General features: G+C 58.6%; 14 protein-coding genes. 3 read left to right on the forward strand and 11 right to left on the reverse strand.

Features of this window, described 5'->3' with window-relative positions; translation table 11 throughout:
• Nucleotides 1-39: 39 nt before the first annotated feature.
• Both CDO73_RS00360 and CDO73_RS00365 read left to right on the forward strand, forming a co-directional pair.
• Nucleotides 40-888 carry an AraC family transcriptional regulator gene (locus CDO73_RS00360; protein WP_088486497.1) on the forward strand — a complete coding sequence of 283 codons (849 nt, stop codon included), beginning with the start codon at nucleotides 40-42 and terminating at the stop codon, nucleotides 886-888.
• Between the two features lie 180 nt (nucleotides 889-1,068).
• Entirely contained in the window at nucleotides 1,069-3,375 is a 2,307-nt protein-coding gene (locus tag CDO73_RS00365) for an Ig-like domain repeat protein (RefSeq protein ID WP_088486498.1), read from the forward strand.
• Nucleotides 3,376-3,535: 160 nt separating this feature from the next.
• On the opposite strand, the gene CDO73_RS00370 is transcribed toward CDO73_RS00365, so the two are convergent.
• The 6 genes from CDO73_RS00370 to CDO73_RS00395 form a co-directional block, all read right to left on the reverse strand.
• Complete coding sequence (locus CDO73_RS00370; RefSeq protein ID WP_088486499.1) at nucleotides 3,536-4,501, reverse strand: SDR family oxidoreductase; 966 nt, start codon at nucleotides 4,499-4,501, stop codon at nucleotides 3,536-3,538.
• A gap of 178 nt (nucleotides 4,502-4,679) precedes the next feature.
• Nucleotides 4,680-5,618: an AraC family transcriptional regulator gene (locus CDO73_RS00375; protein ID WP_088486500.1), complete on the reverse strand. Its 939-nt coding sequence runs from the start codon at nucleotides 5,616-5,618 to the stop codon at nucleotides 4,680-4,682.
• Between the two features lie 192 nt (nucleotides 5,619-5,810).
• The gene (groL, locus tag CDO73_RS00380; RefSeq protein ID WP_088486501.1) at nucleotides 5,811-7,439 is read right to left on the reverse strand and encodes a chaperonin GroEL; all 1,629 of its coding nucleotides are present in this window, start codon (nucleotides 7,437-7,439) and stop codon (nucleotides 5,811-5,813) included.
• Between the two features lie 68 nt (nucleotides 7,440-7,507).
• Entirely contained in the window at nucleotides 7,508-7,789 is a 282-nt protein-coding gene (gene groES, locus CDO73_RS00385; protein WP_088486502.1) for a co-chaperone GroES, read from the reverse strand.
• 280 nt (nucleotides 7,790-8,069) lie between these two features.
• The gene (locus CDO73_RS00390) at nucleotides 8,070-8,555 is read right to left on the reverse strand and encodes a MogA/MoaB family molybdenum cofactor biosynthesis protein (RefSeq protein ID WP_088486503.1); all 486 of its coding nucleotides are present in this window, start codon (nucleotides 8,553-8,555) and stop codon (nucleotides 8,070-8,072) included.
• A gap of 188 nt (nucleotides 8,556-8,743) precedes the next feature.
• Nucleotides 8,744-9,364, reverse strand: coding sequence for a 5-formyltetrahydrofolate cyclo-ligase (locus tag CDO73_RS00395; RefSeq protein WP_306437500.1), 621 nt, complete (start codon nucleotides 9,362-9,364; stop codon nucleotides 8,744-8,746).
• 218 nt (nucleotides 9,365-9,582) lie between these two features.
• Between CDO73_RS00395 and CDO73_RS00400 the strand changes: the two genes are divergently transcribed.
• Nucleotides 9,583-11,541, forward strand: coding sequence for an ABC-F family ATP-binding cassette domain-containing protein (locus CDO73_RS00400; protein WP_088486505.1), 1,959 nt, complete (start codon nucleotides 9,583-9,585; stop codon nucleotides 11,539-11,541).
• A 447-nt stretch (nucleotides 11,542-11,988) separates the two neighbouring features.
• On the opposite strand, the gene CDO73_RS00405 is transcribed toward CDO73_RS00400, so the two are convergent.
• The 5 genes from CDO73_RS00405 to tsaE all read right to left on the reverse strand — a co-directional run bounded on the left by CDO73_RS00405 (nucleotide 11,989) and on the right by tsaE (nucleotide 15,655).
• Nucleotides 11,989-12,474, reverse strand: a complete 486-nt coding sequence (locus CDO73_RS00405) for a hypothetical protein (protein ID WP_088486506.1) — start codon at nucleotides 12,472-12,474, stop codon at nucleotides 11,989-11,991.
• A 67-nt stretch (nucleotides 12,475-12,541) separates the two neighbouring features.
• A complete protein-coding gene (gene tsaD / locus CDO73_RS00410) occupies nucleotides 12,542-13,621 on the reverse strand; it encodes a tRNA (adenosine(37)-N6)-threonylcarbamoyltransferase complex transferase subunit TsaD (RefSeq protein ID WP_088486507.1) in 1,080 nt (359 codons plus the stop codon).
• Between the two features lie 5 nt (nucleotides 13,622-13,626).
• Nucleotides 13,627-14,154 (reverse strand): ribosomal protein S18-alanine N-acetyltransferase, encoded by a 528-nt coding sequence (gene rimI, locus CDO73_RS00415; protein ID WP_088486508.1) that lies wholly within the window; start codon nucleotides 14,152-14,154, stop codon nucleotides 13,627-13,629.
• Between the two features lie 108 nt (nucleotides 14,155-14,262).
• Nucleotides 14,263-15,150, reverse strand: coding sequence for a tRNA (adenosine(37)-N6)-threonylcarbamoyltransferase complex dimerization subunit type 1 TsaB (gene tsaB, locus CDO73_RS00420; protein WP_088486509.1), 888 nt, complete (start codon nucleotides 15,148-15,150; stop codon nucleotides 14,263-14,265).
• Nucleotides 15,137-15,655: a tRNA (adenosine(37)-N6)-threonylcarbamoyltransferase complex ATPase subunit type 1 TsaE gene (tsaE, locus tag CDO73_RS00425; RefSeq protein WP_088486702.1), complete on the reverse strand. Its 519-nt coding sequence runs from the start codon at nucleotides 15,653-15,655 to the stop codon at nucleotides 15,137-15,139. The genes tsaB and tsaE overlap by 14 nt, the downstream gene beginning before the upstream one ends.
• Between the last annotated feature and the right edge of the window lie 73 nt (nucleotides 15,656-15,728).

Raw genomic sequence — 15,728 nt, forward strand, 5'->3', positions numbered from 1 at the left:
CAAATACCAATTCCTTCTCATGCAAAAAGGAGTGCAGTCATGCAGGAACATCTCTTTTTCCCCGCTCCGTCCTCGGAGCGTTACGTCTGTTATCCCGACTTCGTCGGCGGCTACAGCGATCGTCCGGAGCATGCCGTGGATCGCCCGGCGCGCAGCGACGATCTTCAATTGAACCGTTTGTATAATCTGCATCTGGTGCTCGGCGGCCGAGGCACGGTTCGCTGCGGCAGCCGTTCGTTCCAGCTTCGCGAAGGCGAGGGCTTTCTGTACGGGCCGGCTACGGAGCAGCGTTATGCCGCCGACCGGAACGATCCGTGGAATATTCGTTGGGTGCATTTCTCTTGTGCCGCCGCGGATCGGCTGTTAGGCTCGCGAGGACTCGGCGAACCGTGGCTGTTCCGCTTGAAAGATCTTTCCCTCGTCTCCGCTTGCATGGAACGGCTTTTGCAGCTCGGGCGCGGCTTCGATCCGGGACGCGAAGCCGAAGCTTCCGCTTTGCTGTACGAACTGCTGCTGCGTCTCGCGGCCGACGCGACGCCGCTGGCCGAGTCTCGCGACCCGTCGGTGCCGGGCATCCTTGCGGCCGCCGACTATATTCGCGGACGCTGCACGGACCAGGCGCTGTCGCTGGCCGAAGTCGCCGCTTTGGCGGGATACAGCGTCCCTTATTTCAGCCGCAAGTTTCACCAGCTCATGAACCGCACGCCCAGCGCCTATCTGCTGGAAGCCCGCGTGCTGCATGCCAAACAGCTGCTCGTCTCGACTACGCTGACCGTGCGCGAGATCGCCGCGGCTTCCGGCTTTTCGCAGAGCAGCTACTTCATCCAATGCTTCCGAAAAGTGGAGCAGATGACGCCGGAGCAGTTTCGGGTGAGCAGACGAACTTGAACGCCAGTCGTGCGAGCGAATAAATTTTGCTCGTAAACAGAAAAAAGTTACCTTTTATCGATATTTAGTATTTACTAAGCAAGCAATTTTGACGATAATATCTCTTGCTGCTTGCTTGCCGACGATTCGATACGGCGGCAGGCAAGCAACCTACAACCAGATAAAGGGGAATGTACGCAGATGTTATTATCGCTCAAAAAGAAAGTCAGCATTCTGCTTACTGCGGTATTGATGGTCGTATCGACCTCTACCGTTTATGCAGACGAAAGTACGTCCCCGACAGACGGAAACACGACGCTCGCTACCGCAAACGTAACCTTGTCGAGCACGCGTAATCCGGCGGCAGCCGGCGAACCGATCACGTTCATGGCGACCGTAGAAGGTTCTTCGGGCATGCCTTCCGGAACGGTAACTCTCACGGAAAACGGGGTCGAACTAGGAAGCGGAAGGCTCGGAACCGATGTAACCCGTCCGCGTGAAGTTTTTATCATGGTGCCGAATTTGGACAAAGGAGATCACCAGATTGTCGCGAAGTACAGCGGCAGCACGACTTATGCCCCTTCCGAGACGGCGCCGTTCGCGCAAAGCGTCCGGGATTCGGCAGAACCTTCTTTCCAAACTTCCGCTCAGCTTACGGTTACCAGCCTTCTTAACCCTTCCAATTACGGCAACTCGGTTACCTTCAATATTCGTTTAGACCGAGACCGGAGCGGCAATCCTTCGGGCAGCGTAATCTTGATGGACGGAGAAACGGAATTGGCCCGGCTTGCAATGTGGCCGGATGGCGTCTCCAACGGGGATGCCAAGGCTAGTTTTACGACCGATAAATTAAGCGTCGGCAGCCATCCTATCACTGCCAAATATTACGGCGATACGCGTTACGACTTGAACGATATGATTTCGGAAACTTTGACTCAAGTCGTTAACGCTCCCGCAAACGGCGGGGGCGCCAATCCTTCGCTTCGTCAAACGACGACCAGCGTCGCGAGCACGCGCAACCCGGCTTCCGAAGGGGAGCCTGTCACGTTCGTCGCTCGAGTCTCCAGAGATTCGGTAAACGGCGATTATTCTTATCCGTCGGGTACGGTAACGTTCAAAGACGGCACTACAGTGCTCGGAACGGCGGAAGTCGGCGAAGATCCCGTTCATCCTGATTTCGCTTATCTGGCCGTGCGCAGCCTCGAAATCGGCGATCATCCGATTACCGCCGAATATAACGGAGACGCCAAATTCGGCAAAAGTCTTTCCGCTCCGCTGACGCAATCGGTACGGGAACTTGCGGAAGCGCCGACGGAACATCCGACCGTAACCAAAGTGACGAGTTACCGCAATCCGTCCAAGTTCGGCGAGTCGGTCACGTTCGATATTCGCGTCAAGACCGATCCGCAGTTCACTCGGGATATCGCGGGCAGCGTGATCCTCATGGACGGAACGAAAGAATTGGCTACGATCGCCATGACGCCGGGCGGCGTGGCTAACGGGGTCGCGCAAGGCTCGTTCACGACCAGCGATCTCAGCGTCGGCGATCATCCGATCACGGCCAAGTATACAGGCGACCGCAGATACGAAATCGCCGACAGTACCTCCGAGGCGATGATTCAAGTCGTTCAGGCTAGCGGCGGCAGTCCGGCTCCGGAAGTCCCGGTTCCGACTCCGAACCCGATCCCGTCTTACGATCCGCCGTATACGACTCCTGACGTTCCTGCTCAACCTCCGGTTCCCACGGCTCCGGCCGTTCCGGTTCAGGAAGAAAAACCTGCGGCGGAATCGCCTAAAACAATAGAAGAAGGTCAAAATCCGGACGATATTTTCAGAAGTCGGGTCGTCAGCGCGGATAGCAACGTTATCGCCGGCGTCGAAGTCCGTACTGCGGATATTCTGTCGAAAGGCAGTTCTTTCGCATCCGTGACTTACGGAGACGTCGCTCAGCATTGGGCTTTTCCTTCGATCGAAAAGTTAACCAAGCTCGGCGTAATCAACGGTTATCCGAACGGCGGATTCGAACCGAACGAAGCGATCACGCGCGCCGAATTCGCCGCCATGATCGAACGCGGATTCGTCGGCATGGCTTCGCGCCAAGTTGACATGAACGACGCCGATTTCGCGAAGTTCAGCGATATTCAAGGCCATTGGTCTTCGAACAATCTCAAGAAACTCGTAGCGGTCGGCGTACTGACCGGTTACGAAGACGGTACGATCCGTCCGAATCAGACGATTTCCCGTCAGGAAATGGCGCTGATCATCACGCGCGTTCTGAACGCGAACATTCTGAGCGTCGATACGTCGAAAGTCGAGTTCTCCGATCTCGACGGCGTCTATGCGGCCGATGTGATCAAGAAAACGACGGCGCTCGGCATCTTCGAAGGCAAAACCGAAGGAAACTTCGATCCGAACAGCGGCGCGACGCGCGCCGAAGCGATCGAGACCATTATCAAGACGTACAGCTTGAGCCCGTCGATCAAGGCCGCGCTCGAGAAGCTGAACTAAGCGCGAAAAGCGCATTTTTCGCCCCATATGAACAAGTAGGCCGAAACGAAAACCGCCGAACTTGTTCCGCCTCCGCTTCACCTGCTTGAACGCGAAACAGCCTGCCGATGTTTATCTTCGGCAGGCTGTTTTCTTGTTCTCGTTTGCAGGCTGCGAGATGTTATTTCGAAAAGTAATGCCCCCGCTCCATCTCCTGCCTAAGATCGCGCTCCGTCGGTTCCCAGCCCAATCTTTGCCGGGTCAACGCGGACGAAACGGGATTGTCGGCCGCCGCGAACGCAGACAACCAACCGAAATAAGCGTCGGCTTCCGCGGATTCCAGCCGTTTGAGCGGCAGGTTCGCGTGTCTCGAGATATTTTCCGCGATCTCCTTGAACGCCATGCCTTCCTCGGCCGCGGCATGAAGTTTCGTTCCGGCTTCGGCCTGCTCGACGGCCATTCGGAACAATCGCGCCGCATCGAGCCGATGAACGCTGGACCAGCGGTTGAGTCCTTCGCCGACATAGGCCGCTGTTCCTTTCTTCTTCGCGATCGCGATCAAGGAAGGCAGCAGTCCGCCGGAGTCGCCCGCTCCGTACACGATCGGCGGCAGCCGTACCAACGAAGCGCGCACGCCCCGATCGGCCAGCGCCAGCAGCGTTTTCTCCGACACCACCCGGCCGCCTCCGACCGACGAGACGTCTCCCGCCGCATCTTCAGTCGCAAGTAGGCCCGGCGAGAGCGTCATCGTCGGCATGGCGATCGTCAGCGCGCCGCTGCGCCGGGACAGTGCCGTACCCATGGCTTCGATCGCCCGCCGGTCCGTCTCGATCGCGGTCTGCATAAAGCGGGCAGGGATTCGCGCAGGGCTGCCGCCCAGCATGATCCGCAGTTTGGCGGAAAGCCCGGCATGCGAGAACTTATGATAAAAAGCGGTATGCACCACCGCGTCCGCTTCGCCCGCTTCCTTGCGCAGTAGATCCGTCTGCTCGATCGACCCGCGTACCGCTCTCGCGCCCGACGCTTCCAACCGTTCGGCCGCTTCCGCCGAACGCACCAGCCCGCTCGCTTGATGCCCGTTCTCCACTAATTCGCGAATGACCGCCGATCCGATAAAACCGCTTGCTCCCGTTACCCAAACACGCATTTCATCATCCTCCTTATACGCTCCAGTATAGACGGCCGGACGACCGAATCATTGACCGTTTCGCGCCGCTTATTGTCCGATTCGACGAAAAAACAACGCGAAAAGCCGCAGCTCGAAAGCTGCGGCTCTGGCGGCCGATCTTCGGGTCAAACGGTTCGTCGAACCTTGCGCTTAAGATTCACGAAGAACGTCCCGTTCTCCATTTGGCGATATCCCGGCTCGGCGGACTGCCGAAGAACCGGCTGTAATCGCGGCTGAACTGCGAATCGCTGATATATCCGACGAGCCGGGACGCCGAAGCGGCATCCCGTTCGCCGGCCAGCATCAACCGACGCGCTTCTTGAAGGCGCAGCGCTTTCTGATATTGCAGCGGACTCATCGACGTGACCGACTTGAAATATTCGCGGAACGAGGACTCGCTGAGATGCACCATATCCGCGAGTTCGGACATTTTCGGCGATTCGGCGAAATGGTCGCGCAGCCAATCGATCGCTTTGGCGACGCGCTGCGCGTCCGATCCGTTCAGCACGGTCTCGGCGACGTAGACGCCGATCGGGCTGCGCAGCAGGCGGATAAAAATCTCGTTCTCCGCCAGCGAAGCGAGCAATCTGCCGTCGCCGGGTTCGTCGAGACATGCCACCAGCCGGGCGACGGCGTCGATCAAAGCAGGCTCGCCGTCCAAGACGTAGTTGGCGCTGCGTCGGCCGATCGAAGGCAGTCCGTCCGGATACACCTGCGGAACCAAAGCGGCGATTTTTTGCGGGTCCAGATAGACGCCTATGCCGAGAAAAGGCTCCGTGGGACTGGCTTGAATCGTCTGAATGCCGACAGGCAGCGCGACGGGCGCGACCAGAATGCGCGAACCGCTGTATTCGGCGACTTTATCGCCGATCTTGATCACCTTTTTGCCCTGCGCGGCAATGCCGACGGTCGGCCAATACATCGTATGTTTGTAATCGGAAGGTTGGTTTCTCGAATACCGATTGAAATACAATCCGGGAATCGGCGCTTCGGTCGTGCCTTCCTGCCGGGCATGGCGTTCGAGCAGACGGGCCAATCGCTTCGTGGCGGCCGAAGCCTGCTCGGCTTTCGTTTTCTCTTCGTCCGATTTCAACATGGTTCGGCAGCAGCTCCTATAGAATCGATTGGGTACAAACTTGAAGAGAAGCGTTCGTCTTTAGTATACAACGGACCCCGTCTGTCTTGAAACGCCAAAAAACCGGCCTCCCCGATCGAGGCCGGTTATGGGATCGGTCAAGGCAGCCCGATCAGAGCTGCCCGAAACGATTCCGGGTTCGTAAAACCCGTCTTACATCATGCCGCCCATACCGCCCATGCCGCCCATATCCGGGCCAGCTGGTGCTGCCGGTTCCGGCTTGTCGGCGATGACAGCTTCGGTCGTCAGGAACATAGCCGCTACGGAAGCCGCGTTTTGCAGAGCGGAACGCGTTACTTTCGCAGGGTCCACGATACCCGCGTCGAACATGTTCACCCATTCGCCGGTAGCGGCGTTGTAGCCGATGCCGACTTGTTCTTTTTTCAGACGGTCCACGATGACGGAACCTTCTTCGCCCGCGTTCGCCGCGATGGTGCGGATCGGCTCTTCCAGAGCGCGCAGAACGATGTTCACGCCGGTTTTTTCGTCGCCTGTCACTTCTACGGCCGCAACGGCGTTGTAGACGTTAACCAGAGCGGTACCGCCGCCGGATACGATGCCTTCTTCAACGGCTGCGCGAGTCGCGTTCAGCGCGTCTTCGATACGCAGTTTGCGTTCTTTCAGCTCGGTTTCCGTAGCCGCGCCGACTTTGACAACCGCTACGCCGCCGGCCAGTTTAGCCAGACGCTCTTGCAGTTTTTCTTTGTCGAACTCGGAAGTGGTTTCTTCCAGCTGCGAACGGATTTGGTTGACGCGCGCATCGATATCGGCTTTGTCGCCCGAACCGTCCACGATCGTCGTGTTTTCTTTGGTTACGCGCACTTGACGAGCCGTACCCAGTTGATCCAGCGTTGCCGCCTTCAGTTCCAAACCCAGCTTCTCGGTGATCACTTGGCCGCCCGTCAGAGCCGCGATGTCTTGCAGCATCGCTTCGCGACGGTCGCCGAAGCCCGGAGCTTTGACCGCAACCGCGTTGAACGTGCCGCGCAGTTTGTTCAGCACGAGCATCGGCAGCGCTTCGCCTTCCACGTCTTCCGCGATGATGACGAGGGCGCGTCCTTGCTGCACGATTTTCTCCAGCAGCGGCAGGATTTCCTGCGTCGTGTTGATCTTCTTATCGGTGATCAGGATGTAAGGGTTATCGAGAACCGCTTCCATCTTGTCGGTGTCGGTAATCATGTACGGGGAGATGTAACCTCGGTCGAACTGCATGCCTTCCACGACTTCCATTTCCGTAGCGAATCCGCGGGATTCTTCGACGGTGATAACGCCGTCTTTGCCCACTTTTTCCATCGCTTCCGCGATCAGTTGTCCAACTTCTTCGTCAGCCGCGGAGATTGCCGCAACCTGAGCGATGGACTGTTTGCCTTCGATCGGTTTCGCGATCGCTTGCAGTTCTTGAACGGCTGCTTTGACCGCTTTGTCGATGCCTTTGCGCACGACCATCGGGTTAGCGCCGGCCGTTACGTTCTTCAGGCCTTCGCGGATCATCGCTTGAGCCAGAACCGTAGCGGTCGTCGTGCCGTCGCCGGCAACGTCGTTCGTTTTGGTCGCGACTTCTTTAACCAGCTGCGCGCCCATGTTTTCGAACGCGTCTTCCAGTTCGATTTCTTTCGCGATCGTTACGCCGTCGTTCGTGATCAGCGGGCTGCCGAATTTTTTCTCCAGCACCACGTTGCGTCCTTTAGGTCCGAGCGTTACTTTTACCGCGTTAGCCAGTGCGTCGACGCCGCGAAGCATCGAACGGCGAGCTTCTTCGCTGAACAGAATATCTTTAGCCATTATCGAATAACCTCCCTGGTAATATGAATGATCGGATTCGGTAAAACGGTTATGTGTAAGGGTGACACTTAAGCCAGAATGGCGTGGATGTCGCTTTCTTTCATAATCAGGTATTCTTTGCCTTCGTATTTCACTTCGGTGCCGGCGTATTTGGAGAACAGGACGCGGTCGCCTTCTTGAACTTCGAGCGGAGTACGAACGCCGTCTTTCAGCGTGCCGCTGCCTACGGCAACGACTTTGCCTTCCTGCGGTTTCTCCTTGGAAGCATCCGGAAGCACGATGCCGAACGAAGTCGTTTCCTCCTGCTGGATCGGTTCTACGAGTACGCGTTCACCCAACGGTTTGATCATGAAAAATAGCCTCCTTGTAAAATGTTAATGATGTAAGGTGGTTCTTCATTGTTAGCACTCGACAGCGTCTAGTGCTAACAGCCAAGTCTTATATTACTAGTCTCCGCGCAAAATTTCAAGTCCCTTCTCACAAAAAAAGACACCCCCGCGGCGCGGGTCGTCCTTCTTGTGCGGCGCCTATATCGGAAGCTGCATTCCGGCTATGCCGGGCATTCCGCCCGCCCGAGCCGATCCTGTACGCCTCTTCGGACGGCCGCTAAGGCCGAACCGAAGAATCCGCTTACTGCCGATACTGCCCCGTTACCATGAGCAGCGCTTCCGGCAGTTGGTCCATGATCGCCGCCAGATGTTCGTGCACGCCTTTTGGCGTCCCCGGAAGATTGACGATCAGCGAACGGCCGCGAATTCCGCAGATTCCGCGGAACAGCATCGCCGAACGATTTTTCTGCATAACGGTCATGCGCATCGCTTCCGCCATCCCGGGAACCTCGCGCTCGAGGACCCGCTTGGTCGCTTCCGGCGTCACGTCGCGGTTGGCCAGCTCCGTTCCTCCGGTCGTCAGGACCAAGTCCGCTTGAAAATAATCCGTCATTTCGATCAAAGCCGCCACGATCTCGTCCGATTCGTCCGGCACGATCCGGTATTCGATAATTTCCCCGCCCACTTCTTCTTCCACCAGCTCACGGATCACCTGCGCGCTCGTATCTTCCCGCTCGCCTCGTGCTCCCTTATCGCTGGCCGTCAAGATTGCCACTTTCCACAGCATGAGGTCACCTCTTCTCGTCCATCGCTCTTCTTGCTCCCGGCCCTCCGGCCGTTTGCTTGCGCGAGAGGTTCGGCCTGCGCCGACCTCCCTCTTCCTTCGCGTTCGCGACAATCTTCCGCCTTCCGAACGGCGTCCTGCCCTATCTATGTGTCATCCTCCGGATTCGCGCGAGCTTGACCGGAAACGAATCAGATGCGGTCCGTCGTGTTCGTCGTCCCGCTCGGAACGATCAACAGCTCCGAGCGAAAATCATGCGGTTCCATCGGGACTTCTTCGACGATCTGCTCGTCGTAAGCCAACGCCCAGAGCAGCGGTTTCGCCCGGCACGCTTCGAGACGTTCAGTCAGCCGATCGTAGAATCCGCCGCCGTAGCCGATTCGTCCGCCTTTGCGATCGAAAGCCAGACCCGGAATGAACGCGACGTCGATCTCGGCAAGCCGTTCTTCCGGCCACTCCGGCAGCTCGGCTTTCGGTTCGGGAATGCCCCAGCTGCCCGGTTCCTCGTCTTCCGCGCGGCGCATCTCGAGCAGCCGCATAAAGCGGGTTCCCCGCTCGATGCGCGGCGCAAGCACGACGTCGCCCCGCCGCCGGCATTCTTCGAGCAGCGGCCGAATCTCGAGTTCTCCCCGATAAGGCAGATAGCCGAGCACGACGAGCGGCCGGCCTTTGCGTTCTCTCAGCGTATCCAGCCGATCGGCTGCCGAGCGGCAGACTTCGGAGGATGCCGAATTCCGAATTTCTTCGGACAGACCCGCTCTCGCTTGTTCCATAAGGAGTCGAAGCGCCGCCTTATTCGGTATCGGTTCGATGCCGCTCGCCTCCCGTTATGTCTGTTGTTCTCTTTTTTGTTCTCACATGCACAAGTTTATCATTGTTTAACGCAAATAACCACCGCTCCGGGCATGCCGAAACCGTATCGACGCTTTTTTCGCGAAAAATGACGCCGCCGTTTTGGTTTTTACTCGGCATTAATGTAGAATAAAAACACTGACCCCTATTAATCAAAAGCACGGAGGACTCGAAAATCATGCTGCTGCAAGCAACGGGAATCGCCAAAAGATACGGCGTCCAGAGCATTCTGGAAGGCATTACATTTCAAGTATTGGAGCGCGAACGCATCGGTCTCGTCGGCGTGAACGGCGCGGGCAAATCGACGCTGCTCAAGATCTTGGCCGGCGAGATGTCTTACGACGAAGGCCAGATCTTCAAAAACAAAGAAACGACGATCGGTTATCTCGCCCAGAACAGCGGCTTGCAGTCGGACCGGACGATTCAGGAAGAAATGCTGGACGTCTTCGCCGACCTGCTCGACGCCGAACGGGAAATCCGCGATATGGAACTGGAGATCACGCAGGGTTCTTCGCATTCCGAAGAAAGCAAGGAATATCAGGATCTGCTGAACCGTTACGCCATGCGCTCCGACTGGTTCCGCGACCGCGGCGGCTACGAGATCGGAACGAAGATCCGCAGCGTGCTGCACGGCATGGGCTTCGGCGACTTCGAACCGGACACGGTCGTTTCGACGCTGAGCGGCGGACAACGGACTCGGCTCGCGCTGGCGAAAATGCTGCTTCAAGCGCCCGACCTGCTCATGCTCGACGAACCGACCAACCACTTGGATATCGAAACGTTGACATGGCTGGAAGATTATTTGCGAAGCTACGAAGGCGGTCTTCTGATCGTTTCCCACGACCGTTATTTCCTCGACAAGACGGTCACCGCGATCGTGGAGATCGAACGCCACCGGGCGCGCCGCTATACGGGCAACTACAGCCGTTATACCGAACTGAAAGCCGCCGAATACGAAGCGGATCTCAAACAGTACGAGAAACAGCAGGGCGAGATCGCGAAGATGGAAGCGTTCATTCAGCAAAACATCGTCCGCGCTTCGACCACCAAACGGGCGCAGAGCCGCCGCAAAGCGTTGGAGAAAATGGATCGGCTCGACCGCCCGGCCGGCGACCTCAAACGAGCGAACTTCTCGTTCCAGAGCGCCTATACGTCCGGCAAAGACGTCCTGCAAGTCGATCGGCTGTCCGCCTCCTACGACGGAGAAGACCCGCTGTTCCGCCACGCTTCGTTCGCGCTCGGCCGCGGCGAGACGGTCGCCTTGATCGGTCCGAACGGCGTCGGCAAATCGACGCTGCTCAAGACGCTGATCGGCAAGCTCAAACCGGACGAAGGCCGCATCAACTGGGGAGCGAAAGTCCAGATCGGTTACTACGATCAGGATCAAGATACGCTCAACCCGAAGAATACCGTGCTGGAAGAACTGTGGGGCACCTATCCGCATATGGAAGAAGCCCGGATCCGCACGGTGCTCGGCAACTTCCTGTTCAGCGGCGAAGACGTGCTCAAGCGGGTCGCGGCGCTCAGCGGCGGCGAGAAAGCGCGCGTTCTGCTCGCGAAGCTGATGCTGCTCGAAGCCAATACGCTCATTCTGGACGAACCGACCAACCATCTGGATTTGTTCAGCAAAGAAGTGCTCGAATCGGCGCTGCTGGATTTCGATGGCACGCTGCTGTTCATCTCCCACGACCGGTACTTCCTCAATAAGATGGCCGAGCGCGTGATCGAACTGAGTCCGAACGGCATTACCGGCTATCTGGGCAACTACGACGACTACGTGGAGAAAAAGCAGGAGCTGGAAGAGATCGCGCGCGAAGCGTTGATTTTGTCCGCCGACAAATCCAAGTCCGTTTCGGCTCAAGCCGCTTCGGCCGACGAATCCAAGAATGCGCAGGCTTCGTTCGAAGAAAGCAAACAGGCCAAACGCGAAGAACGGAACCGTCAGCGCCGGATGGAACAGCTGGAGACGACGATCGCCGAGCTGGAGAGCGCCGTAGCCGCTCTTGAACTGGAGCTTACACTTCCGGAGATTTACGAAGATTATATGGCGATCCAAGAACGCCAGTCCGCGATCGATACGCATAAAACGGAACTTGCGGCGGCTTACGACGAATGGGAGACTTTGGCGGCCGAATAATTTTTTTGTCAAGGACCTTTTCGAGCTATCCCCTTTATCCACCGTCTTATCCACATTCGAGCAGGATGATTTGCTTGCTAACCGGCCGTTTCGGCCGGTTTTTTGCGCTCTAAAACGCCTTTTCCGACTTCGAACCAATTTTATCCACTTTTCTATCCACATTATCCACAGATTTGTAACCCTCGATTTGAAAAACATATCCCCTTTTGCAGACAAACAAGAAAGAGCACCAGGCAAGGACTTGAAGCGTTTACCCACAATTCGCAGGGGATATGTGGATAAGATTATTCAGGGATTGACAAGCGAAGGTAAAATATGCGTTAACTCGCTATGCGGAAAAGGACAGCTTTTTACTTGCGATTTACGCAAAACGGCAGCAAAAAAGCGCCCGAAGAAGCGCAAGCAGCATGCGCTTTTTCGGACGCTTCTTTTATTTTCGTACCACGCTCAAACGGCCGACGCCAGCTTTTGCAGATAAGCGCGCGTCTTTTCGACATCGAGGAAGATGCCTGCGATTCGGACGAGCGGCGCTTGCGCTTCTTCGCCCGCGTAATGGACGGTTGCGCCGCTCGGCAGCAAATATACCGTTTCGTCGGTCAACCGGAAACATTCGGCGCTCCGCTCTCCCCGCGACAGCGCTTCGTCCATCTCGCCGCTCGTGCGGGGAAACGGAGGCAGGTCGGAAGCCGCTTCCGGTTCGAAAACCATGCTGTCGAATAAATAACGGCCTTCCGACGAAAACGAGACGTTAACGACATGGGCCGGATAATCGAACGTGAACGTCAGCGTCGATCCCCCGTTCCAAGACTCGTCCGCTTCCGCTTGCAGCGCGTCGAACGTCAACCGCCCTGCCGTTTCGGCGCATTCTGCCAAAGTTCCGGCTTCCGCGTAAGTCCCGGCGTCGATCCGTCCGATCCTGGCTTTGATATCCATGCTTCCATGCCTCCCGCGTTTCCGTCCGTCCGCGCCGCTTCTCAAAAGCGATGCCGAACGTATCGCTTTACGAAAGCGCCGCCGTTTGTCCGACGGACCATGCTTCCAGCGACATGCCCGGTTCGCCTTTGATATACAGGTCGCTGATCTCGCCGTGCTTCCATTTGACGTAAGCCGCCGCGCCGATCATGGCGGCGTTGTCGGTGCAGTATTTCAGCGGAGGAATCGCGAGCGGAATGTCTTCGGCTTCGCAGCGCGCCGCCAGCGCGCTCCGCAATCCGCCGTTGGCCGCGACGCCGCCGCACAGCAGCAGCTGCTTCGCGCCGAATTCGCGCGCGGCGCGGACGGCTTTGCCGACCAGCACTTCCACGACGGATTCTTGGAACCCGCGCGCGATGCCGCCCGCGTCGATCTCTTCGCTTTTCATCTTGCTCTGATTGACCAGATTCAGCACCGCGGATTTGAGTCCGCTGAGGCTGAAATCGTACGAGCCTTCTTCCAGCCATACCCGCGGCAGCGGAACGGCCGACTCGGCCGCTTGCGCCGCCTTGTCGACGTGAGGACCGCCCGGATACGGGAATCCGAGCGAACGCGCTACTTTGTCGTAAGCTTCGCCGACCGCGTCGTCGCGCGTCTGCCCCATCACTTCGAAGCACCCTTCGCTCTCCATCCGCACGATTTCCGTATGACCGCCGGAGACGACCAGCGCGATCGCCGGATATCGGATCTCGCCGATCAATCGATTGGCATAGATATGTCCCGCGATATGATGCGTGCCGATCAGCGGTTTGTCCAGCGCGAACGCCAGCGCTTTGGCCGCCATGATGCCGACCAGCAGCGCGCCGACCAACCCCGGCCCTTCGGTCACGGCGATCGCCGTCAATTCGTCCGGCGCAAGGCCCGATTCCGCGATCGCCTGCTCCATCAGCAGCGTGATGCATTCGACGTGCTGGCGCGAAGCGACCTCGGGCACGACTCCGCCGAACGCTTTGTGCGTCTCGATCTGGCTCGCGACCAGATTGACCAGCACTTCGCGGCCGTTCTTTACGATCGCGACCGAAGTCTCGTCGCAGCTCGTCTCTACGGCCAATATATATACGGCTTCGCCGTCGGTGCCTTCCGTATTCTTTTGCGTTGCGATACTCATGGTTGTTATACGCATCCTTCCGTAGTTCCGTCCGTCCACGTACGTTCATGCAGATCGACCCACATGATGACGGCATCTTCGTTGTTGTCGGAGTAATAGCCTTTGCGGATTCCGACTTCGCGGAATCCCATCTTCGTATACAGATTCCGGGCGACCCGATTGCTGACGCGCACTTCGAGCGTCGCGCGTTCGAGTCCCAACTCCCGAGCCTGATCGAGCAGTTCGCACAATAAGCGTTGGCCGAGCTTGCGCCCGCGATACGCCGTACGCACGGCGATATTGGTGATATGGGCTTCGTCGACGACCGTCCACATGCCCGCATAGCCGGCCGGAACGCCGTCCGCGTCCATCATCAGATAACGGGCGAAATGATTCAGCGTCATCTCGCTGCGGAACGCCTGCTCCGTCCACGGAAGCGAAAACGATTCGTGTTCGATGACCATCACGTCGGGAATGTCTTCGAGCCGCATGGCACGGAACGTCACGGACGGTCGGCCCGAAGGCTGCGACGGGTCGGTTTCTTGGTGCTGCATGGAGCGCGGCCCCCTCTCCTGTAGGATTGATCGTTGAGTTAGGCAAAGCGCCGCCTCGCCGGAGGCGGCGTCGGACTTTCTGTCAAATCGCGCAGACGGCGTGTCCGCTCAGGCTTTGTCGCGGCGAAGCAAATTCGCTTCCGCTTCGGTCACCTGCGTGTAGTTCGGCAGCAGGCCGTGCGGTTCGGCGGTCTCGCCGGCGGCGAGCTTGCGCGCGCCGATCGCGCCGATCCAGCGGCCTTCCGCCGCGCAGTCCTGCAGCAGCACCCGCTCTTGCGGGAGTCCCGCCAGCTCGGCGAGCCCGCGCACGGTCTCGGCGTGCTTCGCCGTCTCGCCGGTGAACAAGACGTAATCCGGCCGCTCCGCCGCCGGAAGTTCTTGCAGGCGGCCGGCGATCGCGGCCGTCCAATCGCCGACGAGCAGGATCGCGTCGTCGGCCAGCCGCTCCAGCGCGGGCCGGGCGAATGGCCCGGCTGGCGGAGCGGCCGGCGCGGACGTAGTCGCGGCCGCTTCTTGCCGTTCTTCGGCGGCTGGGTCCGGCGAAGCCGCCGCATGCTCTCCGCCTGCGGCCGGCGACGCGAACAGCGCCGTATAGGCTTGCCCTCGCCGCGCGTCCACCAGCGGCACGATCCAACCCCGCCCTTGCGGAGCGGCCGTCTCCAACCCGGAAGCCGCCTGCGCTTCGAGGCTCGATACCACCGCCACCGGCAGCTTCAGCGCCCAAGCCAGCGTCTTGGCCGTCGTGACGGCGATACGCACGCCGGTGTACGAGCCGGGGCCGATGCCTACGGCGATTCCGCCCAGTTCGCGCTTGTCCGTGCCGGATTCGCGCAGCGCGCGTTCGATCTCCGGCATCAGATTCACCGAATGGTTGCGTTCGGCCGGACTATTGCTTTCGAACAAGACGCCGTTCTCGTCGATTACCGCTACCGCTTGCGCGGCGCTCGAAGTATCGAGCGCCAGAATCCGGCCCTGCGGCCGGTTATGCTTTTCCATCTTCAGGTTCTCCATTCTGATTCGATTCTTGCTGCCGCGGCAGATCCGCTACCCATCGGGCATACGGCGCGCCGATGCCTTCGCAATGGACGATTCGTCCGTTTTCGCCCGCATGTTCGATCCGCAGGCTCAACCTTGCGGGCGGCAGCAGATCGGGGATAAGCGAAGCCCATTCGACCAGCGACACGCCGGCCCCTTCGAAATATTCGTCCAGGCCCAGATCTTCCGCCTCGTCCTGCGTGATCCGATAGACGTCCATATGGTAGAGAGGCAGTCTGCCTTGATATTCTTTGATCAGGGTAAAAGTCGGGCTGTTCACCACGCCTTTGACGCCCAGCGCGGCGGCAAAGCCTTGCGAGAAACGGGTCTTGCCCGCGCCGAGATCGCCGTCAAGCGTAATGACCGTTCCCGGCTGCGACAGTTCGGCGAAATATCCGGCCAGTTCCACCGTATCCGCTTCGCCGCGAGAGATCCACTCCCGGCGGGAGCTTTCTTGTGCTTGCACGCTTCGTTCCACCTTCGCTTCCTGTCCGGCTGCGGCCGCTCCGGGCGGCCTTGCGGATTTGTTGATTTCTTCA

The organism is Saccharibacillus sp. O23 (assembly GCF_002205895.1).
GTDB lineage: Bacteria > Bacillota > Bacilli > Paenibacillales > Paenibacillaceae > Saccharibacillus.